The 25,189-nt window shown below is 62.4% G+C and carries 22 protein-coding genes; all 22 read left to right on the top strand.

The genetic code is table 11. The annotated features are described in order from the left end of the window. The first annotated feature begins 162 nt into the window (after positions 1-162). The 22 genes from D5125_06175 to D5125_06070 all read left to right on the top strand — a co-directional run bounded on the left by D5125_06175 (position 163) and on the right by D5125_06070 (position 25,186). Positions 163-1,431 carry a DEAD/DEAH box helicase gene (locus tag D5125_06175; protein ID QFY89094.1) on the top strand — a complete coding sequence of 423 codons (1,269 nt, stop codon included), beginning with the start codon at positions 163-165 and terminating at the stop codon, positions 1,429-1,431. A 746-nt stretch (positions 1,432-2,177) separates the two neighbouring features. Next, positions 2,178-2,540, top strand: a complete 363-nt coding sequence (locus tag D5125_06170; GenBank protein QFY89093.1) for a response regulator — start codon at positions 2,178-2,180, stop codon at positions 2,538-2,540. A gap of 41 nt (positions 2,541-2,581) precedes the next feature. Continuing rightward, complete coding sequence (locus tag D5125_06165; GenBank protein QFY89092.1) at positions 2,582-4,687, top strand: chemotaxis protein CheA; 2,106 nt, start codon at positions 2,582-2,584, stop codon at positions 4,685-4,687. Between the two features lie 14 nt (positions 4,688-4,701). Then, positions 4,702-5,223 carry a purine-binding chemotaxis protein CheW gene (locus D5125_06160; protein ID QFY89091.1) on the top strand — a complete coding sequence of 174 codons (522 nt, stop codon included), beginning with the start codon at positions 4,702-4,704 and terminating at the stop codon, positions 5,221-5,223. An 896-nt stretch (positions 5,224-6,119) separates the two neighbouring features. After that, a complete protein-coding gene (locus D5125_06155) occupies positions 6,120-8,093 on the top strand; it encodes a HAMP domain-containing protein (protein ID QFY91073.1) in 1,974 nt (657 codons plus the stop codon). 186 nt (positions 8,094-8,279) lie between these two features. Then, entirely contained in the window at positions 8,280-8,771 is a 492-nt protein-coding gene (locus tag D5125_06150; GenBank protein ID QFY89090.1) for a purine-binding chemotaxis protein CheW, read from the top strand. A 220-nt stretch (positions 8,772-8,991) separates the two neighbouring features. Then, on the top strand, positions 8,992-9,756 hold the full coding sequence (locus D5125_06145) for a ParA family protein (GenBank protein ID QFY89089.1): 765 nt from the start codon (positions 8,992-8,994) through the stop codon (positions 9,754-9,756). Further along, entirely contained in the window at positions 9,753-10,268 is a 516-nt protein-coding gene (locus tag D5125_06140; GenBank protein QFY89088.1) for an STAS domain-containing protein, read from the top strand. The genes D5125_06145 and D5125_06140 overlap by 4 nt, the downstream gene beginning before the upstream one ends. After that, positions 10,265-10,795 (top strand): hypothetical protein, encoded by a 531-nt coding sequence (locus tag D5125_06135; protein ID QFY89087.1) that lies wholly within the window; start codon positions 10,265-10,267, stop codon positions 10,793-10,795. Before D5125_06140 ends, D5125_06135 begins: the two co-directional genes overlap by 4 nt. Before the next feature lie 22 nt (positions 10,796-10,817). Beyond that, entirely contained in the window at positions 10,818-11,663 is an 846-nt protein-coding gene (locus D5125_06130; GenBank protein QFY89086.1) for a protein-glutamate O-methyltransferase CheR, read from the top strand. Continuing rightward, entirely contained in the window at positions 11,663-12,301 is a 639-nt protein-coding gene (cheD, locus tag D5125_06125) for a chemoreceptor glutamine deamidase CheD (protein ID QFY89085.1), read from the top strand. Before D5125_06130 ends, cheD begins: the two co-directional genes overlap by 1 nt. Positions 12,302-12,414: 113 nt before the next feature. Further along, complete coding sequence (locus D5125_06120; protein ID QFY89084.1) at positions 12,415-13,470, top strand: chemotaxis response regulator protein-glutamate methylesterase; 1,056 nt, start codon at positions 12,415-12,417, stop codon at positions 13,468-13,470. Positions 13,471-13,809: 339 nt separating this feature from the next. Further along, positions 13,810-15,045, top strand: coding sequence for a hypothetical protein (locus D5125_06115; GenBank protein QFY89083.1), 1,236 nt, complete (start codon positions 13,810-13,812; stop codon positions 15,043-15,045). A gap of 110 nt (positions 15,046-15,155) precedes the next feature. Further along, complete coding sequence (locus D5125_06110) at positions 15,156-16,871, top strand: SpoIIE family protein phosphatase (protein QFY89082.1); 1,716 nt, start codon at positions 15,156-15,158, stop codon at positions 16,869-16,871. 43 nt (positions 16,872-16,914) lie between these two features. Beyond that, complete coding sequence (locus D5125_06105; GenBank protein QFY89081.1) at positions 16,915-17,217, top strand: STAS domain-containing protein; 303 nt, start codon at positions 16,915-16,917, stop codon at positions 17,215-17,217. 149 nt (positions 17,218-17,366) lie between these two features. Then, positions 17,367-18,458 carry a redox-regulated ATPase YchF gene (gene ychF / locus D5125_06100; GenBank protein QFY89080.1) on the top strand — a complete coding sequence of 364 codons (1,092 nt, stop codon included), beginning with the start codon at positions 17,367-17,369 and terminating at the stop codon, positions 18,456-18,458. A gap of 184 nt (positions 18,459-18,642) precedes the next feature. Further along, positions 18,643-20,373 (top strand): acetolactate synthase 3 large subunit, encoded by a 1,731-nt coding sequence (locus tag D5125_06095; protein QFY91072.1) that lies wholly within the window; start codon positions 18,643-18,645, stop codon positions 20,371-20,373. Then, positions 20,373-20,864, top strand: coding sequence for an acetolactate synthase small subunit (ilvN, locus tag D5125_06090; GenBank protein ID QFY89079.1), 492 nt, complete (start codon positions 20,373-20,375; stop codon positions 20,862-20,864). The genes D5125_06095 and ilvN overlap by 1 nt, the downstream gene beginning before the upstream one ends. Positions 20,865-21,179: 315 nt before the next feature. Next, positions 21,180-22,190 (top strand): ketol-acid reductoisomerase, encoded by a 1,011-nt coding sequence (ilvC, locus tag D5125_06085; GenBank protein QFY91071.1) that lies wholly within the window; start codon positions 21,180-21,182, stop codon positions 22,188-22,190. 246 nt (positions 22,191-22,436) lie between these two features. Beyond that, positions 22,437-23,210 (top strand): CDP-diacylglycerol--serine O-phosphatidyltransferase, encoded by a 774-nt coding sequence (gene pssA / locus D5125_06080; GenBank protein QFY89078.1) that lies wholly within the window; start codon positions 22,437-22,439, stop codon positions 23,208-23,210. 308 nt (positions 23,211-23,518) lie between these two features. After that, positions 23,519-24,175 carry an adenylate kinase gene (gene adk / locus D5125_06075; protein ID QFY89077.1) on the top strand — a complete coding sequence of 219 codons (657 nt, stop codon included), beginning with the start codon at positions 23,519-23,521 and terminating at the stop codon, positions 24,173-24,175. 81 nt (positions 24,176-24,256) lie between these two features. Beyond that, complete coding sequence (locus D5125_06070; GenBank protein ID QFY89076.1) at positions 24,257-25,186, top strand: hypothetical protein; 930 nt, start codon at positions 24,257-24,259, stop codon at positions 25,184-25,186. Positions 25,187-25,189 lie beyond the last annotated feature (3 nt).

Below are 25,189 nucleotides of genomic sequence, written 5' to 3'. Positions count from 1 at the left end.
ACGCAAATGGTTCTAAAAATTGGATCGCAAAGGGCGCAAAGGGAACGCAAAGAACGCAAAGTGTAGAAAGGTTTGCTTGTTACCACGCTGAAGCTTGGCAAGGATCAAACCATTTGCGCCCATTCTGTCAAAATCAACGACCCTTGCAAGCCGAGAAGCCCGATGACTGAATCCTTTGCCGAGCTGGACCTGAATACCCGTCTGTTGCGGGCCCTGGGCAATAACCAGTATCAGCGGCCGACCGAGGTGCAGGCGGAGGTGATCCCGGCACTGCTGGAGGGGCGTGACCTGCTGGTGCAATCGCCCACCGGCTCGGGCAAGACCCTGGCCTATCTGCTGCCGGTGATGCACCTGCTGCTGGAGCAGCATGGGCGCAAGGGCGGTCCCCATGCACTGGTACTGGTGCCCACCCGTGAGCTGGCCCGGCAGGTGTTCAAGGAGGCCATCCGCTTTGCTGAACACACCAGCCTGAGGGTGGTCTCCATTGCCGGCGGCGAGTCCTACGCCGAGCAACTGCAACGTCTGCATCAGCACCTGCCCGATCTGCTCATCGCCACCCCCGGTCGCCTGCTGCGGGCGCTGGAGGACGCAACCCTGGCCCTGTTCGACGTCCAGCTGTGCGTGCTGGACGAGGCCGACCGTATGCTCGACATGGGCTTTGCCGCCGAAATCGGTGACATCCTGCAATTACTGCCGGAGCAGCGCCAGTTGCTGCTATTCTCCGCCACCCTGGAGGAGGGCGACCTGAGTGGCTTTGCCAATGACTGGCTGCACGACCCGCTGTTGTTATCCATCGGCTCGGCGCGCAGCCTGCCCAGCCATATCCAGCAGCGGGCCTATCTGGCCGACAGCCTGGAGCACAAGCTGGCCCTGCTGGGGGATATCCTCGCCCAGGGCGGTCACAGTCTGGTGTTCACCTACAGCCGCGACCGCTGCGAGCAGATCGCCAGTCAGCTGCAGGCCCGTGGCATTGCCTGCTCCGCCCTGCACGGCGAGATGCCGCAGAGGCAGCGCAACCGTGTCCTGCATCAGTTCAGCGAACAGCGGCTTGGGGTGCTGGTGACCACCGACCTGGCCGCCCGTGGCCTGCATATCGAAGATGTCGGCCGGGTGATCCACTTCGACCTGCCGCGCAGCGCCGAGCTGTATGTACACCGCTCCGGCCGCACCGGCCGTGGTGGCGAGGGCGAGGCCCTGCTGCTGGTGGAGGCCCACGACGCCCGCCTGCTCGGCCGCATCGAGCGCTACCAGCAGCAACAGATCCCCAGGGCGGTACGCCAGGGGCTGGAGCCCAGGCACAAGGAACCGGAATTCAAACGCAAGAAAAAGAAGAAAAAACCGGTTGCGCCCAAGCTGGAGAAGAAAAAGCCCAAGCTGAGGTGGCGGGATAGCAAGAATAAGGGCAAACCGAAAAGAAGTTCGATCCCATAAACCTATATTCCTCAGTTAAGCCACAGAGACACAGACGACCCACAGGATGTGGGGAGGTAGAGCAACGCAGGAGCAGTTGCCGACGACCCACAGGATGTGGGGAGGTAGAGCAACGCAGGAGCAGTTGCCGACGACCCACAGGATGTGGGGAGGTAGAGCAACGCAGGAGCAGTTGCCGACGACCCACAGGATGTGGGGAGGTAGAGCAACGCAGGAGCAGTTGCCGAGATCACAGAGTTGTTTCAAAGAGTTACACATCAGACCAGACTCGCCTAGGAGCCTGTCGGATTTAGGATGCTCCTACTGCGCCGGTGGGAAGAACGGCCCAGAATTATTTTAAACATTGGCCCCGATTTTTCGTTGCGTAGGGAAACTCAGCGCCTCAAAATCGTGAAAATTTGTTCTCGCTCTCCCACCTTGCTCGCTACGGGTACCTAAACCCGACAGGCTCCTAGGCGGGGCCATCCTTTGGGCGCAATGCCTGGCATCTTTCTTGCTTTTGTCCTGAGCAGATTTCCACAGTTATCGGGTTCTTGGCGGTGGTTCTTTAGGTGAATTGCCAGCCAGTTGGCAGGTTTAGCCCAGAAAATACTTGAGAATTCATGGAGATGAAAAATAGTTCCTGCTTAAGGTAGAGGTTTTTTGGCCAGTTTGCCGATTTGGCTCAAGATTTTTCCCGGTTTACCGCTAACACAAGAGATGGCAAGCTTGGCGCCTTTTCCATCATGTTTTTTTAGGAGTTTTTCATGGCAACCATTCTGACTGTTGATGACTCGGCCTCCATGCGCCAGATGGTCTCCTTTACCCTCAAGGGCGCCGGGCATACGGTGACCGAGGCGGCCGATGGGGTGCAGGCCCTGGCCATCGCCAAGCGTCAATCCTTTGACCTGGTGATTACCGACGTCAACATGCCTAATATGGATGGCATCAGCCTGATCAGGGAACTGCGCACCCTGCCGGCGTTTCGCTTTACCCCGCTGCTGATGCTCACCACCGAATCCGGTGCCGACAAGAAACAACAGGGCAAGGCAGCCGGGGCCACCGGCTGGATCGTCAAGCCCTTCAATCCCGATCAACTGGTCAAGACGGTGCAGAAGGTGCTGGGCTGATCCCCTCCCGCCGAGCCTTTCTGTCCCCTCAGGAGTCTTTTATGTCCATCGATATGGCCCAATTCCACCAGGTATTCTTCGAAGAGAGTTTCGAAGGCCTGGATATCATGGAATCCGGGCTGTTGCGCATGGACCCCTCAGCGGTGGACCCGGAGGACATCAACGCCATCTTTCGTGCGGCCCATTCGATCAAGGGCGGCAGCGGCACCTTTGGTTTCACCAATATCGCCGACTTCACCCACGTCATGGAGACCCTGCTCGACGAGATGCGTGATGGCCGCCGCGCCGTGACCAGCGGCGGGGTGGATGTGTTGCTGCGCTCGGTGGACGTGCTCAAGGCCATGCTGGAGGCGGCCCGTGATGGCGGTGATGTGGATGCGCAGCGGGTCGCCGCGCAGAAGCAGGAGCTGGATCAGGAGCTTAAAAGCAACCCCTCTGAGCCACAGTCGGCCGCGCAGACCTCAGGCCCGGCAGGGCCAGCGGCCGAGACGGCCGAACAGGCAGAGCCACAGCCGATCGGCTGGCACATCGTCTTCCGTCCGCTGGAGCAGATGATGCGCACCGGCAACGACCCCCTGCGCATCCTGCGCGAGCTGGGCGGGCTGGGTGATCTGCGCCTGGACTGCGACAGCAGCGAGCTGCCCTCCTTCGAGGACTTTGACCCCGAGGCCTGCTATCTGTCCTGGGACCTGCACCTGGAGGGCGAGGGCATAGACCAGGAGGCGGTGAGCGAGGTATTCGATTGGGTCGAGGACGACTGCGAGCTGATCATCATCCCCAAGATGCCCCTGCACAGCCCCCGGCCGGCGGCCGTAACGGCGCAGGCCGAAGCGGAGCCGACCACAGCGGCGCTGCAATCCGCGCAGACCGCAGCGCCAGTAGCGTCGACGACGAAGGGCAAGGACGCGCCCAGCAAGGCCGCAGCCAACAGTGGCGGCGGCTCCATCCGCGTCGATATCCACAAGATAGACGCCCTGATCAACATGGTCGGCGAGCTGGTGATCACCCAATCCATGCTCGGCCTGCTCGGTGCCGACTTTGACATGGCGCGGCTGGATCGCCTGCAAGAGGGCCTGGTGCAGCTGGAGCGCCACACCCGCGAGCTGCAAGAGAGCGTGATGCAGATCCGCATGTTGCCGATCAGCTTCACCTTCAGCCGCTTTCCGCGCCTGGTACACGACCTCAGCGCCAAGCTGGGCAAGCAGATCGAGCTGAAGATGAGCGGCGAGAATACCGAGGTGGACAAGACGGTGATCGAAAAGATCGGCGACCCCCTTGTGCATCTGGTGCGCAACAGCATCGACCACGGCCTGGAAGGGCCGGAGGAGCGCCGCGCCGCCGGCAAGCCGGAGACCGGCACGGTGCAGCTCAACGCCTTCCACAAGGGCGGCAATATCATCATTGAAATCCGCGACGATGGCCGCGGCCTGAACCGTGACCGGATCGAGCAGAAGGCCATAGAGCGCGGCCTGATCGAGGCCGAGCACAGCCTGTCGGATAAGCAGATCTACGAGCTGATCTTTCAGCCCGGCTTCTCCACCGCCGATGCCGTCAGCGACCTGTCCGGGCGCGGCGTCGGCATGGATGTGGTACGGCGCAATATCAACGAGCTGGGCGGCAGCATTGAGATCGAATCCACGCCAGGGCAGGGCAGCGCCATCATCATCCGCCTGCCTCTGACCCTGGCCATTCTGGATGGCCAGAGCATCGCCGTGGGGGATGAGACCTACATCATCCCGCTGGTATCCATCGTCGAATCCATCCAGATGCGCAAGCACATGATCAACCTGGTGGCCGGGCGCGGCGAGACCTTCAAGCTGCGCGACGAATACCTGCCCATCATCCGTCTGCACCAGTTGTTTGGCATCAGCAGCGCCCGCTCCCGCGACCTGGGCGGCGGCCTGCTGGTGGTGGTGGAGGGCGAGGGGCGTCGTTGCGGCCTGTTCGTCGATGACCTGCTCGGTCAGCAACAGGTGGTGATCAAATCCCTGGAGGCCAACTACAAGCGCGTCGAAGGCATCTCCGGCGCTACCATCCTGGGGGATGGCTCGGTGGCCCTGATCCTCGACATCCCCGGTCTGATCCGCCTGGCCAATCGCAGCCAGCGGCCAGCGCCGGTGGAGCCGCCCATGAGCCTGGTCGGCTGAGTGGAGACAGACAGATGAGCGTTCAAGGCGATATTCCCGACCCGCGCGGCGACCAGGTGGAGGTCAAGGGCGACCAGTACCTGACCTTCCAGCTGGTCGGCGAGGAATACGGCGTGGATATATTGCGCGTGCAGGAGATTCGCGGCTGGGAGCGGGTGACCCGCATCCCCAACTCGGAATCCTACGTTCAGGGCGTGGTCAATCTGCGCGGCAGCATAGTGCCCATCTTTGACATGCGCCTGCGCCTGGGGCTGGAGGTGGAGCCCTACAGCAAGGATACGGTGGTGATCGTGCTGATGGTCAAGCAGGGTGGCCAGACCCGCAGCGTCGGCGTGGTGGTGGATGGCGTTTCAGACGTGATCAATGCCACCAGCCAGGATATTTCCGGCACCCCGGAGTTCGGCGGCCGTATCGCCACCGAGTGGATCTCCGGTCTGGCCACCTGGGGCGAAGAGATGATCATGCTGCTGGATGTGGATCGCATGTTCGCTGAACTGCCCGAGGAGGGGGCGGCGGAGGATGCCGTGACCGGCTGATACCCGTTGCTGATGCACAAGCCACTTTATTTTATTAACGAACCTTAGCCAATCCTGGGGGAAAGATCATGGGATTCATCAACAACCTCAAATTCGTGCAAAAGCTGGTGCTGCTGATGCTGGTACCTGTACTGGTGCTGAGCTACTTTGCCCTGACCCAGGTGCTGGAGGCGCTGGATAAACGCAGTGAGGCGCAACAGCTGGAGCGGCTGGAGATACTGGCCGCCCGCACCGGCGAGCTGGTGCATGAGCTGCAGAAGGAGCGCGGCCTGACCGCCGGTTTCATCGGCAGCGGCGGGCGCAGCTTTGCCTCTGAGCTGGCCAGTCAGCGGGGTCTGAGCGATCAGAAACTCAAGGTCCTGCGCGACTACGCCGAGGGCCTGGAAGAGGCCATCCTGGGCAAGACCCTGGCCGAGATGCTCGGCCAGAGCCTGGATCGGATGCAGCAGCTGCCCGGCATCCGCTCCCGGGTGGATACCAGCGGCATCGAGGTGCGCGATGCCATCGGCTTTTACACCCAGACCAACGCCCAATTCCTCGCTCTGGTACCGGAACTGTCCAAGGTCAGCTCGGACGCCCAGATCACCCTGTTGAACACCGCCTACTACAGCCTGCTGGAGGCCAAGGAGCGGGCCGGCATAGAGCGCGCCGTGCTCTCGGCGGTATTCGCCAGCGACCGCTTTGCCTCAGGCCAGTACGCTCGATTCCTGGAGCTGATGGCGGCCCAGGAGGCCTTTCTCAAGCAATACAAGGCCCTGGCCACGGAGGAGGGGCTGAACTTCTTTACCAGCAAGATGACCGGTGAGTTTATCAGCGAGACCGAGCGTATGCGCCAGATCGCCAAGAACCGTGCCGATCTGGGCGGTTTTGGCATAGATTCCGGTCAGTGGTTCCGTATGCAGACGGGCAAGATCAACCTGCTGGCCGAGGTGGAGTCACGCATGGAAAAGGATCTGACCAGCACGGCAGGCCAGTTGGCGCAGCAAGCTGGTCAGCAGTTGATGCAGGTCGGGGCCATCGCCCTGGGTGGGATTCTGTTCTCCATCCTGCTCGGCTGGTATCTGGCGCGCAGCATACTTCGCCAGTTGGGCAGCGAGCCGGCCTATCTGGAAGACATCGCCAACAACATCGCCCAGGGCAATCTGGACATAGAGATCCAGGACAGCGGCAAGGCCAAGACCGGCATCTTCGCCGCCGTCAGCACCATGCGCGACAACCTGCGCACCCAGATCGCCGCCGAGCGTGAGATAGCGGCGGTCAACCTGCGCCTCAAGGTGGCGCTGGATAACGTCAGTTCCAGCGTCATGGTGGCCGACGCCAAGCACAATGTCATCTACCTCAATAACAGCGGCCAGACCATGTTCAGCACGATCGAACGGGATCTGCGCCAGGATATTCCGGGCTTTGACGCCCGCAGCCTGATCGGCAGCAACATGGATCAGTTCCACAAGAACCCCTCCCATCAACGCAGCCTGATCGATCGCCTCAACGCGCCGCACCGTGCCGAGTTTGTGGTCGGTGGCCGCACCATGAAGTTCGTCGCCAACCCGGTGGTGGACGACGAGGGCACCCGCCTGGGCACGGTGGTGGAATGGGCCGACCGTACCGCCGAGGTGGAGGTGGAGCAGGAGGTGGATGGCATCATCGCCTCGGCCCGCAGCGGTGATCTGGCGCGACGCATCGACACCCGCAACAAGACCGACTTCTTCCTCAAGCTCAGCCAGGGTATCAATGAGCTGATCGGCGTGGTGGAAGAGGTATTCGACAACATCGCCCGGGTGATGAAGTCGATGTCCGAGGGCAACCTGACCCAGCCCATAGAGACCGACTATCAGGGCACCTACGGCGAGGTCAAGGAGGCGGTGAATCAGACCATCGGCAAGCTGGAGTCCATTGTCTCCCAGCTGCTGGAGACGGCGGATGTGATCGCCACCGGCGCCGATGAGATCAACTCCGGCAACAACAACCTGTCCCAGCGTACCGAACAGCAGGCGGCCAACCTGGAAGAGACCGCCGCCAGCATGGAGGAACTCACCTCCACCGTGCGCAATAACGCCGACAACGCCCAGCAGGCCAATCAGGTCTCCGCCAATGCCCGCCAGCTGGCGGAAAAGGGCGGCGAGGTGGTCAGCCGCGCCGTCAGCGCCATGAGCGAGATCAACGCCAGCTCGAACAAGATCGCCGAGATCATCGGCGTGATCGACGAGATCGCCTTCCAGACCAACCTGCTGGCGCTGAACGCCTCGGTGGAGGCGGCCCGCGCCGGCGATCAGGGTCGCGGCTTTGCCGTGGTGGCCACCGAGGTACGCAACCTGGCCTCACGTTCCGCCGCTGCCGCCAAGGAGATCAAGGAGCTGATCCAGGACTCGGTGGAAAAGGTCAAGGGCGGCTCCGAGCTGGTCAACGAGTCCGGCGCTACCTTGCAGGAGATCGTGCTCGGGGTGAAGCAGGTGGGCGATATCATCGCCGAAATCGCCGCCGCCAGCGCCGAGCAGTCCTCCGGCATCGACCAGGTCAACCAGGCGGTAACCGCCATGGACGAGGTCACCCAGCAGAATGCCGCTCTGGCCGAGCAGACCTCCGCCGCCTCCGCCTCCATGACCGAGAAGGCGCGGGAGATGGAGGAGCTGATGGGCTTCTTCACCGTCTCCGGGCGCAACGGCGGGGTGCGCCGCTCGGGCTATGCCTCGGCCCCGGCCAGCTCGGCCCGACCCAGGGCAAGCGCCCCGGCGCAGAACCGCTCGGCCGGCAACGGCCCAGGCCCAAAGCGGGCACAGAACCGCCCGGCCCTGGCCGCCCCCGGCAAGGTCAAGCCCGGCCCCATAGCCCAGGTGCACGACGACAACGATGAAGAATGGGAAGAGTTCTGAGCAGTGTAGGAGCGGCCTTGGCCGCGAAGAGCGCTTGAAAAGTCAGTGCCGCATAGGGCGGGCCGCGCCCGCCGCCAAGCCCCGGCAATGAGGCTTGCGCCTGGCGCGGGCGCGGCGGCCACGGGCCACCCCATGATCCTAGGACGAACCAACCAGAGCTTTGCCCGTCGCAGGAGGGCCTGATCCATGAACCAGCCAAAAGATGCCCCCGCCGCCCGCCAGGGCCAGTATCTGAGCTTCGAGCTTGGCGGCGAACTCTACGCGGTGGAGATCCTCAAGGTGCAGGAGATCCGGGGCTGGGCACCGGTGCGGCCCCTGCCCAACACCCCGGAGCATGTCAAAGGGGTGCTCGACCTGCGTGGCGTGATAGTGCCCATTGTCGATCTGCGCATCCGCTTCGGCCTGGACCCAGGCGAATACACCCCGACCACGGTGATCATCGTCCTGGCGGTACATCAGGACGACCAGCCCCTGGTCATCGGCGTGGTGGTGGACTCGGTCTCCGACGTGCTCGACGTGGCCGCCGATGAGGTGCGCAAACCGCCTCGCATGGGCGGCCATATCGACTACCGTTACCTGGTCGGCATGGTCAATCGGCAGGAGCAGATGGTGGTGCTGCTGGACTCCGACCAACTGCTCGACCCGGAAGAACTCAAGGACCTGGCGGCCGAGGTGTGAGGCCGACCGCCCGTGTGCGTTTCTTGCCAGTAAAATAGCGAACAAAATATCGAGAATTTCAGGACGCAGGAGGTAGAACAAAGCAGGATGCCAGAGTGAGGAAATGCAGAGTACGCAGGGGATTGATTCTTCTTGCGAAAACCCCTTTGCCACTCTGCGTTCTTTGCGCCCTCTGCCTCCTTTTCTTGGTTCCGGCTTGGCCAACTTAGGATGAACACCCATGAATGCTGAAACCCTTGCCGTGATCAACCAGAAGGGTGGCGTTGGCAAGACCACGCTGACCGTCAATCTGGGCCATGCCCTGGCCCTGGCCGGGCACAGGGTATTGCTGGTGGATATGGACCCCCAGGGGCATCTGGCCACCTGTCTGGGCCTGTTCCGCCAGCCCAGCCAAGGTGTGGATGAAGTGCTGCTTAATGGTGCCGACATGACCCAGCTGACCCTGTCCAGCCGCGATGGCCTCTGGCTGTTGCCCAGCGGGGCGCGGCTGGAGCGGGTGGAACAGATCCATGAAGGCGGCGCGGCGCGGGCGCGGCGGCTGAGCGATGCCCTGCAACGGACCGAGCTGAACTATGACTACATCCTGTTCGACTGCCCGCCCATGTTCGGCCTGCTGATGGCCAATGTGCTCATGGCCGTGGATAGGGGTATCATCCCCGTGGGGGGGGATTATCTCTCCCTCAACGGGCTCGCCAAGCTGTTGGCCACGGTAAAGCGCTTCGAGCCCTTTCGGGGCAAGGGGCTGGATCTGTGGGTGGTGCTCAGCCGCTTTCACCCCAGGCGGCGCATCTCGCGCGAGGTCATAGCCCGGCTGGCCAAGCACATGCCCAAACGGGTGCTGGCCACGGCGATCAAGGAATCCACGGTGCTGACCGAGTGCCCCAGCATGGGCCGCACCATCTTTGAATACCGTAATAAGAGCGCCGCTGCCGAGGAGTTCATTCAGCTGGCGCAAGACCTGTTGCAACGGAGGATCCTGCAATGAAGGACAAAGAATCCAGTGCCGAGCTGATGGCCCACGACCCCCTGGCCGATATCGAAGACCTGTCCACGGCGGCCGATGATTTTCTTGGTCTGGGGGATGACTTTACCCTGGAGGATGAGTTGCAGGGGCTGGAGCAGATCGAACAGGAGGTGGCGGCGATCCCGGCCAAACCGGCCGCTGCTGCCGAGCCTGAGCCTGAGCCTGAGCCTGAGCCTGAGTCAGCCGCCACCCAGGCCGCTGAGGTGATCGACCTGGGCGATGTACTGACCATCCGCGAGGTGGGCCAGATGCACGAGCGCCTGCTGCAGGCGCTGATCGACCAGGGCGGCGAGGACTACCGGTTGTCCGCCGCCGAGCTGCAACAGGTGGATGGCGCTGCCGTGCAGATGCTGGTAGCCTTCGTCCAGGAGGCGACCCGGCGCGGCTGTGGCCTGCACTGGCAGGCAAGCTCGGAGGCCCTGAACAAGGCCGCCGCCGATATGGGTCTGGATCAAGCCCTGAGGTTGACATGAATCAGCAAACAGAAGAACAGGATCGGCTGGAAGGCCTGCAGGCGGCACGTTGGCTGCTGGACCTGAACGCGGCGCAGATCAAGGACGCCCTGGCCGAGGCCAACCACTCCATGGACAGCCTCACCGGCTCCATCACCGAGTTGCTTGAGGCGGTACGCTATGTGGATGAGACGGTACAGATCAGCGTGGCCTTCAGCGGCCTGCCGGACGACTCACCCCTGCACCGCTTCGATGGCCAGGTACTGGAATACGTGCAGGGGGTACTCACTGCCTTGCAGTTCTATGATCGCCTGTCGCAGCGCCTGGACCATGTGGCCAGGGCCCTGGATGACCTGGCCGGCCTGACCCAGCAGCCCGGTCAGCTGGACCGGCACGAGGCCTGGCGGCAGCTGCTCGATGGCATCAATCGGCGCCACAGCATGCCCGAAGAGCAGGACCTGTTCCTGCGCCATCTGCCCCTGGCCCCCCTGATCTACCAGGCCAGCGAAGAAGCCAACGCCGATGCCGGCGATATTGAATTCTTCTGAGCGCAAGGGGCACCAGGCGGCCATGGTGGAGGAAAAACAACGGGAATTCCGCTTTACACGCAAGAACTTCAACTTCCTGCGCAAGATATCCAACCAGCGTACCGGCATAGTCGTCAGTGACGACAAGTTCGATATGTTCTACTCGCGCCTGTCGCGCCGGGTGCGCGCCCTCGGCCTGAGCGACTTCTCCGCCTATTGCGCCTATGTGCGTGACGATCCCAGCGGCAAGGAGGTGCTGGAGCTGGTCAACGCCATCACCACCAATCTCACCGCCTTTTTCCGCGAGCGGCACCACTTTGACTACCTTAGTCGCACGGTGATCCCGCAGATTCGCCAGGGCAACGCCGCCCAGCGCCGCCTGCGTATCTGGTCGGCGGGCTGCTCCACCGGCGAGGAACCCTACTCCCTGGCCATCACCCTGCGCGAGGCGGCAAGCCAGCTCAGCGGCTGGGACTACCGCATCAACGCCACCGATATCGACTCCAACGTATTGGCCACCGCCGCCCGCGGCGTCTATCCCCTTGAGCGCACCAAGGGCATAGAGCACGCCCGCCTGAAGCGCTGGTTTTTTCGCGGTCATGGGGCCAATCAGGGCCTGGTGCGGGTCAAGCCCAGCCTGCGGGAGCTGATCGACTTCGGCCAGCTCAACCTGATGGAGGACTGGCAGATGGAGGGACCGCTGGATGTGATCTTCTGCCGCAACGTCATCATCTACTTCGACAAGGAGACCAAGGCGCGGCTGGTGGATAGGTATGCGCAGAACCTGAAGCTGGGCGGCTACCTGTTCATCGGCCATTCCGAATCCCTGTACAAGGTAAGCGAGCGCTTCGAGTCGATCGGCAATACCATCTACAGGCGGGTGGCCTGATGCAGGCCCAGCCAGGTCAGCTGGGCAAGCCCCTGCCCGGTTTCGAGCGCATCAATCGCTACTGGGACCGCAGTCAGGGCATGGTGGCGGCCAAGATACTGCCGGGGGAGTACTACGTTACCGCGCACAACGAGCTGATCACCACGGTGCTGGGTTCCTGTGTGTCTGCTTGTATCCGTGATCGCCTGTTCGGCATCGGCGGCATGAACCACTTCATGCTGCCCCTGTCCGATACCGGCTCCTGGGGCGGCGGAACCGGCAACCCGGCCAGCACCGCCACGCGCTACGGCAACTACGCCATGGAGCACATGATCAACGACATCCTCAAGCACGGCGGCCACCGGCGCAACCTGGAGGTCAAGCTGTTCGGCGGGGGTCAGATCATCGACAGCATGACCAATATCGGTGAACAGAACATACGTTTTGTGCGGGAATACCTGAGCACCGAAGGCCTCAACCTGCTCGGCCAGGACCTGGGTGACGTCTATCCGCGCAAGGTGGTGTACTATCCCGCCACCGGCCGGGTACGGGTCAAAAAGCTCAAGCACCTGCACAACGACACCGTCATCCGGCGCGAACTCAGCTACCGCAGCGAACTGCAAGAGGCCCCGGTGGAGGGCGAGATCGAGTTGTTTTGAACCCAGGCGGGAGGCAAGGACGCGGAGAACGCCAAGGAGCGCAGAGAGCGCAGAGTGGAAAAATAATCCCCGACATGGGCCGCTGAACACATGTAAAGGACTCTGACTTCACTATGATAAAGGTACTCATCGTCGATGACTCCGCCCTGGTGCGGCAGATGCTGAGCCAGATCCTCGGCCAGGCCAAGGATATAGAGGTGGTGGGTGCCGCCCCCGACCCCTATGTGGCGCGGGAAAAGATCAAGAAATTCAACCCGGACGTCATCACCCTGGACGTGGAGATGCCGCGCATGGATGGCGTCACCTTCCTGCGCAACCTGATGCGTCTGCATCCCATGCCGGTGGTGATGATCTCCTCCCTGACCGAGGCCGGGGCCAACATCACCCTGGAGGCGCTGGAGATAGGCGCAATCGACTTTGTCTCCAAGCCCAAGATCGACCTGGGTGCCAGCCTGGGTCAGTACGCCGACGAGATCATCGCCAAGGTACATGCGGCAGCCAAGGCGCGGGTGCGCCCCTACACCGCCCGCAAGCCCCGCGCCGTGGCGGAGAAATACAATGCCGATGCGGTGCTGGCCCGCTCCGGGCGCAAGCACTTTCAGACCACCGAGCGCATCATTGGCATAGGGGCCTCCACCGGCGGCACCGAGGCCATCAAGGAGGTACTCGAAGGCCTGCCCCCCTTCATGCCCGGCATTGTCATCACCCAACACATCCCCAAGGCCTTCAGCGGCTCCTTCGCGCGCAGGCTGAACGAAAGTTGCGCCCTGCAGGTGCAGGAGGCCAGCGACGGCCAGCAGATCCTGTCCGGCCACGTCTATCTGGCCCCCGGCGACCAGCACCTGCTGGTGCAGCGCGATGGCGCGCGCTACATCTGCCGCCTCAACGACGGCCCGCCGGTGAATCGGCACAAGCCCTCGGTGAACGTGCTGTTTCGCTCCCTGGCCGACAACGTCGGCCCCAACGCCCTGGGGGTGATGCTCACCGGCATGGGCGATGACGGTGCCGAATGCGCCGGCGAAATGCGCGAGCAGGGCGCGCGCATCCTGGTGCAGGACGAAAAAAGCAGCGTGGTCTGGGGCATGCCCGGCGAAGTGGCGCGACGTGGCTTCGCCGATGAAATCCTGCCCCTGCATCGCATCGGCCAACGGCTGATCGACTGGGAGTGAGTGAGTTGTTTGAAGTTCCTGATTACCCAAAAATCTCAGCCAATTGAATAGGGCGGCCCGTGGCCGCCGCGCAACCACCAGGGGCAGGCTTCATTGCTGTGGCGTGGCGGCGGGCGCGGCCCGCCCTATGCCGCACGGCAAGGCCGACCTTTCAGCCCCGGACGCGCACGGCCAGCCAAGCCGAGATAATGGCTGAGATACATGGGTAATCAAATTGAAGTTTGAAGGGAGATGGGCAAGGACAAGGGCAAGGCCGTTTCACAGCAAACCACAGATTAAAGGTTTGGTCTTGATGTGCCGATAAAAAGGGTCATGAGATCAATAAATTGTAGTTAACTAATGACAAATCAAAGCAATAGTAAATGGATTCTGCCCAGCCTTGCCGCTCCCCTGGTGCTGTTGCTGGCCTGGTTGACCGGTGCCGGGTTGTTCACCCTGGGCTGGTTGCTGCTGCCCTTTGCGCTCTGGTTTGTCAGCCTCTGGCTGGGGGCGCGGCAGGAGCAGGACAGCGCCCCGCAGCCGGGGGCAGATGACCAACTGCGGCAACTCAATAGCAGCCTGACCCAACTCAGCGGCGGCCTGGACAGCGCCGCCCAGGACACAGGCGCAACCCTGCGTGCCGACCTGGAGCGCATTCAACACCTGCTGGGGGATGCCATAGGCAGCCTGCAGCACAGTTTTCAGGGCCTGCATCAGGCCTCCAATGAACAAAGCGACCTGGTCGCCGGCCTGGTGCAGGGCATGGGCTGTTGCGCCGAGCAGAACTCGCCGTCCGACGCGGAGCAGATCACCAGCTTCGAGCAATTCGCCGACACGACCAAGCAGTTGTTGCAGCAGTTCATCGACAACATCGTCAGCGTCAGCCAGAAAAGCATGGTCATGGTGGACATCATCGACGAGACCGCCGAGGAGATGAACAAGGCCGATGCCCTGCTCAGCGACGTCAAGGTGATTGCCGATCAGACCAACCTGCTCGCCCTGAACGCGGCCATAGAGGCGGCCCGGGCCGGCGAGGCCGGGCGCGGCTTTGCCGTGGTGGCCGACGAGGTGCGCAAGCTGTCGCAGCGCTCGGACAAATTCAACGACCAGATCCGCAGCGTGATCAACAACTCCCGCTCCAGCATCGGGCAGGCCAAGCAGACCATCGGCGAGATGGCTTCCAGCGATATGACCTCCTTGGTCCGCTCCAAGAGCATGGTGGACCGCATGATGGAGAACATAGGTGCCTTCAACGAGCGTCTGGCCGAACAGCTGCAAAGGGTGGCGCAGATCAACGGTCAGATCGACGGGCTGGTGGATCAGGCCGTGCGCTCGCTGCAATTCGAGGATATAGTCACCCAACTGAGTCAACACGCGGGCAAGCGGGTGGCGGGCATGGAGCAGCTGCTGGCCCAGCTGAAGGACAGCATCGAGCAGATCGATCTGGCCATGATCGGCGGCCTTGCCGACTACTCCGAGCAGCTCAAGGCATTGCACGGACAGCTGCAAGAGATGGATAATGCAGCCAAATCCAGCCACGGCCAAGGGCCGGTAGAGCAGAAGTCCATGGACGAGGGGGACGTGGAGCTGTTTTGACCCTAACCCAAAAGGACACAGAGGATGCAAACAAGCGCGGAGATCGCAAATTGGCTGAAGTCCAGGGCCAATGCTCATCCCCACCTTCATCCTGCAACAAAGGCCAGAGTTTGACCCATCCCCTCGCACCCAAGCCCAACCCCTGTGCCCAAACCCTTTTTCTGCTGGTCGGCGAGCCACAGGCCCTGGCCGAGCCGCTGCGCGTGCTCAACGGGCTGGCGCAGCAGCTGGCCAGTTGTCGGCTGGCCCAGCTGCTGCATAGCTGGCGCGAGCAGCGGCCCGAGGCGGTACTCATCCAGGCCCCGGCGGAGGACGCGGCAGACGCCTGGCAGGGCCTGCTCGATGCCCTGCGCCACCTGCGTGAGCTGGCTGCGGCAGAGCCCTTGGTGCTGCTGCTCGGCCAGGTCACAACGGCACGGGCCGAGGCTTTCATCCAGGCCGGTGGCGATGACCTGCTGCCGGATGCTGAAGAGGCGTCCCTGTTCCGCCTGCGTCTGAGCCACCACTGTAGCTGTTTGCAACGGCGTCAGGAGCTGGTTGGCTACCGCGCCCTGGTGGCGCGTGAGGAGGCGGTGGCGCAGACCGTGCTGGCCAGCGTGGTGCGTGATGACCTGCAACAGGAGCTGTCCAATCTGCGCTGGCGGCTATCGCCCCGGGCGCTGTACAACGGCGATCTGATCCTGGCGGCAAAATCCCCCATGGGCAAGATCTACCTGCTGCTGGGGAGCTTTCCCGGCTATGGCCTGGCCGCCTCCATCGGCGTCCTGCCGGTGGCGGAGATCTTCTACACCATGACCGCCAAGGGCTTTGGCCTGGTGGACATACTGCTGGAGATCAACCAGCGCCTCAAGGCACTGCTGCCCAGCGAGGGCTTTTTTGCCGCCAGCCTGCTGGAGATCGACCTGGAGCAGGGCGGGGGTGCGATTTGGAACGGCGGTCTATCCTGCATGTTGCTGCAACGGGCCGATGGCGCGGCGCAGCGGCTCGGCTCCCAGCACACCCCCTTGGCGATACTGGACAATGCCCAGCTCGGTCGCGGCCTGGAGCCCTTCACCCTGCAGCAGGGTGACCACCTGCTGCTGGCCACCGGCGGCCGCGGCCAGCAGCCTTCCGAGGCCCTGCCCTGGCCCATCGCCCTGGATGGCCTGGCCGCCTGCCTGGGGCCCGATCTGGAACAGACCCTGGAGCAGGTCAGCCAACACCTGCGCCAGCGTCTGGGGCGGGATGAGATCAGCCTGCTGGTGCTGCGCATGGGCGCGCGCCTGGCGCGCAAGCCGGCCGGGGAGCGGGAGATATTGCGCGGTGGCGGCAGCAGCACCTGCTGGCACTACGATATCCTGCTCGACCCCGATACCCTGCGCAACCTGGACCCGCGCCCCATGCTCACCCAATTACTGGTGGAGGTGCAGGGGCTGCAAGACCACCGTGAGCAGCTCTATACCCTGGTGGCGGAGTTGTTTTCCAATGCCCTGGAGCATGGCGTACTGCGCCTGGATTCGGGGCTCAAATCCAGCCCCGAGGGCTTTGCCGAGTATTATCAGGAGCGGGAGCAGCGCCTGGAACAGGTGCAGCAGGGCTTCGTCCGCTTCAGCCTGGACCACCAGCCGAGCAGCGATGGCGGCATCCTCAGCATGGAGGTGGAAGACAGCGGGCCAGGCTTCGATTACCAGAACAAGGGGCAGGGTAGCCTGGCCCTGGATGGCCTCAGCGGTCGCGGCATAGGCCTGATCCGCAAGATGGCCGAGGACGTGGTCTATTTTTCCCCCGGCAACAGGGTTAAAATCACCTATCCCTGGACGCGCAACCCAGGCCAGGCAAAGGGCTGAGCGGCGCACACCAGCAAGACAAACCCGACCGGTAATAACAAAAATGGCAATACAGGTAACAGACAACGACAACGAGGTGACCCTGGCCATCGACGGGCGCTTTGACTTCTCCCAGCACCGGGAATTCTCTTCCGCCTACAAGGCCTTTGAGAAGGGCAGCAAGAGCTTCGTGGTGGATCTCTCCAGGGTGCAGTACATGGACAGCTCGGCCATGGGCATGTTGCTGCAGCTGCGCGAACACGCCAAAAAGGGCGGCAATGAGTCAGTGGTACTGTCCAATCCCACCCCAGGCGTGGCGGATATTCTGCGCATCGCCAATTTCGAGAAGCTGTTCAAGGTGCAGTGAAGCGGCCAGCGGCCAGCGACTGTAGCTCGGATGGAGCCTAGCGGAATCCGGGAACGGCGCAAAACCAGCGGGCTCAAGCGCCCGGCCCAGACACTACTCCCCCTCCAAGACCGGCCCCCTATCGGGCTGCTGACTTAGGTATCACTATCATGGGTTTCAAATGCGGTATCGTCGGCCTGCCCAATGTAGGCAAATCGACCCTGTTCAACGCCTTGACCAAGGCCGCCATCGCGGCGGAAAACTACCCCTTCTGCACCATAGACCCCAACGTCGGCGTGGTGCCGCTGCCCGACCCGAGGCTGGATGTCATCGCCGCCATCGTCAAGCCCCAAGCGATCATCCCCACCAGTATGCAGTTTGTGGATATCGCCGGTCTGGTGGCCGGTGCCTCCCGTGGCGAGGGGCTGGGCAACAAGTTCCTCGCCAATATCCGCGAGACCGATGCCGTGGCCCACGTCGTGCGCTGCTTCGAGAACGACGACATAGTCCATGTCGCCGGCAAGATCGATCCCCTGGCCGACATCGAAGTCATCAACACCGAACTCGCCCTGGCCGACCTGGAGAGCGTGGAGCGGGCCCTGGATCGGGTCAACCGTCAGGCCAAGACCGGCGACAAGAAAATCCTTGCCCGCAAGGAGTTGCTGGGGCGCATCCAGGCCCACCTCGACACCGGCGCACCGGTGCGCAGCCTGGGTCTGGACAAGGACCAGCAGCAGGAGATCCGCGATCTCTTCCTGCTCACCATCAAGCCCTGCATGTACATCGCTAACGTCAGCGAGGACGGCTTCGACAACAACCCCGCCCTGGCTGCGGTGGAGCAATACGCCGCCGCCGAGGGCGCGGTGGTGGTGGCGGTGTGCGCCGCCATCGAGATGGAGCTTGTGGAGCTGGATGACGCCGAGCGCCGCCTATTTCTCGACGACCTGGGCCTGGACGAGCCGGGTCTGAACCGGGTGGTGCGGGCCGGCTATCAGCTGCTCGGCCTGCAGACCTATTTCACCGCCGGCGAGAAGGAGGTACGCGCCTGGACCCTACCGGTGGGTGCCACCGCACCCCAGGCCGCCGGGGTGATCCACAGCGATTTCGAGCGCGGCTTCATCCGCGCCGAGGTCATAGGCTATGAGGACTTCGTCAAGGCCAAGGGCGAACAGGGGGCCAAAGAGGCCGGCAAGCTACGCTCCGAGGGCAAGGAATACATCGTCAAGGACGGCGACGTAATCCATTTTCGGTTCAACGTCTAACTCTACTTTTATTTTCGTTCCCACGCGCCGCGTGGGAACGAGAAAGAGGGGATGGTTCTGAATTGGGTTGACATTTGATATCTGTCCTTGACCTTACGCCCTTGTCTGGGTAGGTTGTACGGCTCGCATTTAGCCCGAGGGCCGCAGCATGGCGGTTCTTGGGCCCCTGACCCAGGAGGTTAACGTGGAATTGAACGGTGCCGAAATCGTTGTGCAGTGCCTGCGTGACGAAGGTGTCGAGTACGTATTCGGCTACCCCGGTGGGGCCGTGCTGCATATCTATGACGCCCTGTTCGAACAGGAGGACGTGCATCACATCCTGGTGCGTCATGAGCAGGCCGCCACCCATGCCGCCGACGGCTATGCCCGTGCCACCGGCAAGCCCGGCGTGGCCCTGGTGACCTCCGGCCCGGGTGCCACCAATGCCGTCACCGGCATAGCCACTGCCTACATGGACTCCATCCCCATGGTGGTGCTCACCGGCCAGGTGGCCACCCCCTTCATCGGCTCGGACGCCTTTCAGGAGGTGGATACCGTCGGCATCACCCGGCCCTGCGTCAAGCATAACTTCCTGATCAAGGACGTGCGCCATATCGCCGAGACCATCAAAAAGGCCTTCTATATCGCCACCAGCGGCCGCCCAGGCCCGGTGGTGGTGGACATCCCCAAGGACGTGGTGGACCCGGCGGTGCGCATCCCCTATGTGTATCCGAAAAAGGTCGAGATGCGCTCCTACAACCCGGTGACCAAGGGCCATTCCGGCCAGATCAAGAAGGCCATGGACCTGATCCTCAAGGCCGAGCGGCCGGTGTTCTATACCGGTGGCGGGGTGATCAGCGGCGAGGCCGCCAAGCCCCTGACCGACCTGGTGCATGAGACCGGCTTCCCCATCACCAGCACCCTGATGGGGCTGGGGGCCTTCCCCGCCAGCGACCGGCAGTTCCTCGGCATGTTGGGCATGCACGGCACCTATGAGGCCAACATGGCGATGCACGAGACCGATGTGCTGATCGCCGTGGGTGCCCGCTTCGATGACCGGGTCACCGGTAAGATCGCCCACTTCTGTCCCAATGCCAGCATCGTGCATATCGACATCGACCCCTCGTCGATCTCCAAGAACGTGCGCGTGGATGTGCCCATCGTTGGCCCGGTCAAGCAGGTACTGCGGGACATGATCAAGATGGCCCAGGAGCGCAAGGCGGAGATCAATGGCGGCGCGATCAAGCACTGGTGGGAGCGCATCGAGCAATGGCGCGCGGTGGACTGCCTGCGCTATGACCGCTCGGCCGAGGTGATCAAGCCCCAATACGCCGTCGAGATGCTGCACAAGGTCACCAAGGGCGATGCCTACATCACCTCGGACGTGGGTCAGCACCAGATGTTCGCCGCCCAGTTCTACCCCTTCGACAAACCCAGGCGCTGGATCAGTTCCGGCGGCCTGGGCACCATGGGCTTCGGCCTGCCCTCGGCGATGGGGGTCAAGTTTGCCCATCCCAAGTCCGACGTGGCGGTGGTAACCGGCGAGGGCAGCATACAGATGTGCATACAGGAGCTTGCCACCTGCAAACAATACAATCTGCCATTGAAGATAGTTCTGCTCAATAACGGCTACCTGGGCATGGTCCGTCAGTGGCAGGAATTCTTCTACTCCGGGCGCTATTCCCACTCCTATGTCGATTCCCTGCCGGACTTCGTCAAACTGGCCGAGAGCTTCGGCCACGTCGGCATGCAGGTGACCCGTCCGGGGGACCTGGAGGCCGCCTATGAAGAGGCCTTTGCCATGAAGGATCGGCTGGTGTTCATGGATATCACCATAGATCCCGAGGAGAATGTCTATCCCATGATCGAGGCCGGCAAGGGCCACCATGAAATGTATATGTCACCGCAACTGAACGCTGAGCGGGGGTTGGCCTGATGCGACACATTATCTCTCTGTTGATGGAAAACGAGGCCGGTGCCCTGTCCCGGGTGGCCGGTCTGTTCTCGGCCCGTGGCTACAACATCGAGTCGCTCACCGTGGCCCCCACCGAAGACCCGACCCTGTCGCGCATGACCCTGGTCACCCGTGGCAGCGATGCCATCATCGAGCAGATCACCAAGCAGCTGAACAAGCTGATCGACGTGGTCAAACTGGTGGACCTGTCCGAGGGCAAGAATATCGAGCGCGAGCTGATGCTGATCAAGGTACGCGCCGAAAAGGCCTACCGCGACGAGCTCAAGCGCCTGGCCGATATCTTTCGCGGTAACATCATCGATGTCACCGAGACCAGCTACATCATAGAAATGACCGGTGACGGTGATAAGCTGGACGCCTTCATCAAGGCAGTGCATCCGGACATGCTGGTAGAGGTGGTACGCTCCGGCCCCCTGGGCATAGCCCGCGGCGACAAGGGGCTGAATCTCTAGTCCCGGACTTAAATTCAGGACGCAGAGATCGCAAAGAAGCGCAGAGAGCGCAGAGCATTTAATTTTTTGTACAGCAACTTCTCAGGCCGTTAAGCCCATCAGCCCTTGGAGGAGCCTTGGGGGAGCCTTGGGGGAGGGAGAGAAGGAGCTTGGATCTATAATCTCTGCGCTTCATTGCATGCTCTACGTACTGAATTTTGACATTTTTAGTATTTCACGGGTAAGGAACAATTTTAACTCTGCGGTCTCCGCGCTACTCTGCGGCCTCTGCGTCCTGTTACTCATAATGGCAACTTTTTAGGAAACCCCATGGCAATCAATATCTACTACGACAAAGACTGCGACCTCTCCCTGATCAAGAACAAAAAGGTCGTCATCATCGGCTACGGTTCCCAGGGCCATGCCCACGCCAACAACCTGAAGGACTCCGGCGTGGATGTCAGCGTTGCCCTGCGTCCCGGTTCCGCCTCCGCCGCCAAGGCCCAGGCCGCTGGCCTGTCGGTGGGCTCGGTGGAGGATGCGGTGAAAGACGCGGACGTCGTCATGGTGCTCACCCCGGATGAGTTTCAATCCCAGCTGTACAAGGAAAAGCTCGAACCCAACCTCAAACAGGGTGCCGCCCTGGCCTTTGCCCACGGCTTTGCCATCCACTACAACCAGATCGTGCCACGCGAAGACCTGGACGTGATCATGATCGCCCCCAAGGCCCCTGGCCACACGGTACGCTCCGAGTTTGAAAAGGGCGGTGGCATCCCGGATCTGATCGCCGTGCACCAGAACGCCAGCGGCCAGGCCAAGGAACTGGCCCTGTCCTACGCCTCCGCCATCGGCGGCGGCCGCACCGGCATCATCGAAACCAGCTTCAAGGACGAGACCGAGACCGACCTGTTCGGCGAACAGGCGGTGCTCTGCGGCGGCGCCGTGGAGCTGGTCAAGGCCGGTTTCGAGACCCTCACCGAGGCCGGCTACGCCCCGGAAATGGCCTACTTCGAGTGTCTGCACGAACTCAAGCTGATCGTTGACCTGATGTACGAAGGCGGCATCGCCAATATGAACTACTCCATCTCCAACAACGCCGAGTACGGCGAATACGTCACCGGCCCCAAGGTGATCAACGCCGAATCGCGCCAGGCCATGCGCCAGGCCCTGCACGATATCCAGACCGGCGAATACGCCAAGCAATTCGTCGCCGAAGGCCAGCTGAACTATCCCTCCATGACCGCCTACCGCCGCCTCAACGCCGCCCACCCGATCGAGCAGACTGGCGAAAAGCTGCGTGCCATGATGCCCTGGATCAAGAAGATCGTGGACAAATCCAAGAACTGATGCCACAGGCCTGAACCAGACAACCGCCCCCAGGGGCGGTTTTTACTGTCAGCCTATAGGGCGGCCCGTGGCCGCCGTGTCCCGATCAGGGGCACGCCAGCTGGAGCTTGGCGGCGGGCGCGGCCCGCCCTATGCCCTGCGGCCGCCCGCTGTGGGTATGGGTGCCGAATAATCGGCGTCAATCCGGGCATTCTCTGGTTTATCATTGGCGTTCATTTGCAAACTCCTTCATCTGCCGAGGCAAAGATGTCAGAGCCAGAACCTTCCGAGCAAGACTGCGACAAGAAGGCCCGCCCCAGGGGTATCTACCTGTTGCCCAATCTGTTCACCACCGCCGCCCTGTTCGGTGGCTTCTTCGCCATCCTCTCGGCCATCAATGGCCGTTATGAGGCGGCGGTGCTGGCCATCTTCGTCGCCATGCTGCTGGACGGTCTGGATGGCCGGGTGGCGCGCCTGACCAACACCCAATCGGCCTTTGGGGCCGAGTACGACAGCCTGTCCGACATGGTCGCCTTTGGCCTGGCTCCCTCCCTGGTGATCTACCTCTGGGCCCTGCAGGGCCTGGGCAAGATCGGCTGGCTGGCGGCCTTTGTCTATACCGCCGGTGCCGCCCTGCGCCTGGCCCGCTTCAACACCCAGATCAAAATGGCCGACAAGCGCTGGTTTCAGGGTCTGCCCAGCCCGGCGGCGGCGGCCATGCTTGCCGCCACCCTGTGGATGGCGGTGGACCGCGACTTGGGTGCCGATGGCCTGGCCTGGCCCGCAGCCCTGCTGACCCTGCTGCTGGGTCTGCTCATGGTCAGTAATATTCGCTACCACAGCTTCAAGGAATTCGACCCCCGCGACCGCATCCCCTTCGTCGCCCTGGTGGTGATCATGCTCGGCTTCGCCGTGTTTGTGCTGCACCCGCCCACCATACTCTTCGTCGGCTTCCTGCTCTATGTCTGTTCCGGCCCGGTGCTGACCCTGATGCAGTTGAAGGAACGCCGCGCAGTACGGAAGAAAGAATCCGTCACATGAAACAGGCCCTAAAAAGCGCATTTCGCCACAGAGCCACAGAGCACACAGAGAAAATTCAATTCCCCCCTTTACAAGGGAGGCTTCTTCAATCCCCCCCCTTTATCAAAGGGGGGCAAGGGGGGATTTCGGGGGATTTCCTCAATCCCTCTATTGCAAAAGGGGAGGCCAACTCTCTACAGGCTTCATGTTCCGGGCTGATGCCACCCGCCCCATGTCCGTTGTCCGGTTCCGGTGCAGCACGGTTCTGCTTCAAACTTGCGTCTGCCTGTGGCAGACTCGGGTGAGGCTAAAACAACGAGGAAAATACCATGCGAGTGATTTTGTTAGGTGGCCCCGGTGCGGGCAAGGGTACTCAGGCCGGTTTCGTCAAGGAGCGTTACGGTATTCCGCAGATCTCTACCGGTGACATGCTGCGCGCCCACGTCAAGGCGGGTACCGATCTGGGCAAGGCGGCGAAGAAGATCATGGATGAGGGCGGTTTGGTCTCGGATGACATCATCATGGGCATGGTCAAGGAGCGCATCACCGAGGATGACTGCCAGAACGGCTACCTGTTCGACGGCTTCCCCCGCACCATCCCCCAGGCCGAGGCGCTGAAGGCCGCTGGGGTGCCGATCGATGCCGTGGTGGAGATCGACGTGCCCGATGCGGAGATCATCAAGCGCATGTCCGGCCGCCGTGTTCACCTGGCCTCGGGGCGTACCTATCACGTTGAATTCAATCCGCCCAAGGTGGCGGGCAAGGACGATGAGACCGGCGAGGACCTGATCCAGCGCGATGACGATCAGGAAGAGACGGTCAAGGCCCGACTCAAGGTCTATCACGACCAGACCGAGCCCCTGATTGCCTTCTACTCCAAAGAGGCAGATGGCGGTGACTGCACCTACCTGAAGATCAACGGCGTGGGCGGGGTGGATGACATCAAGGGTCAGATCTTTACCGGCCTGGATGCCGTCAAGGGCTGATCCTTTCCCTCTGGAGCGGACCGGGCCCCCTGTCGTTGGCCCGGTCCGCTGTTTTCTGTCGCCACCCCTGTGGATAGGCCCTTGACTCAGCCGGAACAACGGGTTGCCGAGGCTTCGGCCCTGCGCCGCTTCTTTCAGGAGCAGTGGGATACCCTGCAGCACCTGCTGCACGAGCAGCATCAACGGCAACTGGGTCGGCAGCGGCAGGATCAGGCCGTTGCCGGCGCGGTGGAGTCCATAGTCACCGGCACCGATGGCCGCCTGCGCCTGGCATCGCACTACAAGCAGGCCCTGCGCCGGAGCGCCCGCGCCCTGCTGGGGTACGTCGAGGAGCTGGCGGCGGCCCTGCCGCCGGCCTTGCCGGTGAGCCGCCGCCGACTCACCACCGACCCCCTGCTGCGACGGCTGATCCGCAGCCGTGAGCAGATCGAACAGCTGTTCCGGCGCAATCCCCAGGTGCAGCAATTCTTTGCCGACCCCAAGCATAGCCAATGCGCCGAGGTGTTTGGCCTGCTCAGCCTGTTGCGCTACGAAAAGACCGTGCTCGGCTCGGAGATGCGCGGCGACATGATCCTGCGCGAGGTGCGCCAGACGGCGGTGAACTTCACCGCACGTCAGCTGACCCTCCCCCGGCCCAGCGAGGAGGAGGCGCGCAAGGCGGTCAGGCAGTTGATGTTCGATAGCGCCGTGGGCCATGTCAAACGGCAGATCCTGTTCCAGCGCGAGTCCCTCAGTCAGGAGCAGAAACGGCAGGCGCGGCTGCATCCAGAGCAAAGCCTGAACAACCCCGAGGTCTATCTGCATCTGCTCACCGGCCTGTTGGCCAACCCGCAGCGGCTGCTGCAGATGAAGCGGGAACAGCTGTGCCTCAATTCCATGGACATCCGCCTGGCAGAGAGCCAGGCCAGCCACCACGACCGCCTGCTATTCCACGAGCTGGGCATTGGCGATGAGCGGGCGCGGGTGATCAGCCTGGTGCGCTATCCACGGGCGGAGTTCGACCAGGGCTGAGGC

Source organism: gamma proteobacterium SS-5 (genome assembly GCA_009497875.2).
Lineage (GTDB): Bacteria > Pseudomonadota > Gammaproteobacteria > Chromatiales > Chromatiaceae > Magnetovirga > Magnetovirga frankeli.
This window is presented reverse-complemented; position numbering and strand designations above follow the sequence as displayed.

Excerpts from the sequence above, each read along its gene's own strand:
- D5125_06175 (QFY89094.1), top strand. The coding sequence starts at position 163 with ATGACTGAATCCTTTGCCGAGCTGGACCTGAATACCCGTCTGTTGCGG.
- D5125_06170 (QFY89093.1), top strand. The coding sequence starts at position 2,178 with ATGGCAACCATTCTGACTGTTGATGACTCGGCCTCCATGCGCCAGATG.
- D5125_06165 (QFY89092.1), top strand. The coding sequence starts at position 2,582 with ATGTCCATCGATATGGCCCAATTCCACCAGGTATTCTTCGAAGAGAGT.
- D5125_06160 (QFY89091.1), top strand. The coding sequence starts at position 4,702 with ATGAGCGTTCAAGGCGATATTCCCGACCCGCGCGGCGACCAGGTGGAG.
- D5125_06155 (QFY91073.1), top strand. The coding sequence starts at position 6,120 with ATGCAGACGGGCAAGATCAACCTGCTGGCCGAGGTGGAGTCACGCATG.
- D5125_06150 (QFY89090.1), top strand. The coding sequence starts at position 8,280 with ATGAACCAGCCAAAAGATGCCCCCGCCGCCCGCCAGGGCCAGTATCTG.
- D5125_06145 (QFY89089.1), top strand. The coding sequence starts at position 8,992 with ATGAATGCTGAAACCCTTGCCGTGATCAACCAGAAGGGTGGCGTTGGC.
- D5125_06140 (QFY89088.1), top strand. The coding sequence starts at position 9,753 with ATGAAGGACAAAGAATCCAGTGCCGAGCTGATGGCCCACGACCCCCTG.
- D5125_06135 (QFY89087.1), top strand. The coding sequence starts at position 10,265 with ATGAATCAGCAAACAGAAGAACAGGATCGGCTGGAAGGCCTGCAGGCG.
- D5125_06130 (QFY89086.1), top strand. The coding sequence starts at position 10,818 with ATGGTGGAGGAAAAACAACGGGAATTCCGCTTTACACGCAAGAACTTC.
- cheD (QFY89085.1), top strand. The coding sequence starts at position 11,663 with ATGCAGGCCCAGCCAGGTCAGCTGGGCAAGCCCCTGCCCGGTTTCGAG.
- D5125_06120 (QFY89084.1), top strand. The coding sequence starts at position 12,415 with ATGATAAAGGTACTCATCGTCGATGACTCCGCCCTGGTGCGGCAGATG.
- D5125_06115 (QFY89083.1), top strand. The coding sequence starts at position 13,810 with ATGACAAATCAAAGCAATAGTAAATGGATTCTGCCCAGCCTTGCCGCT.
- D5125_06105 (QFY89081.1), top strand. The coding sequence starts at position 16,915 with ATGGCAATACAGGTAACAGACAACGACAACGAGGTGACCCTGGCCATC.
- ychF (QFY89080.1), top strand. The coding sequence starts at position 17,367 with ATGGGTTTCAAATGCGGTATCGTCGGCCTGCCCAATGTAGGCAAATCG.
- ilvN (QFY89079.1), top strand. The coding sequence starts at position 20,373 with ATGCGACACATTATCTCTCTGTTGATGGAAAACGAGGCCGGTGCCCTG.
- pssA (QFY89078.1), top strand. The coding sequence starts at position 22,437 with ATGTCAGAGCCAGAACCTTCCGAGCAAGACTGCGACAAGAAGGCCCGC.
- adk (QFY89077.1), top strand. The coding sequence starts at position 23,519 with ATGCGAGTGATTTTGTTAGGTGGCCCCGGTGCGGGCAAGGGTACTCAG.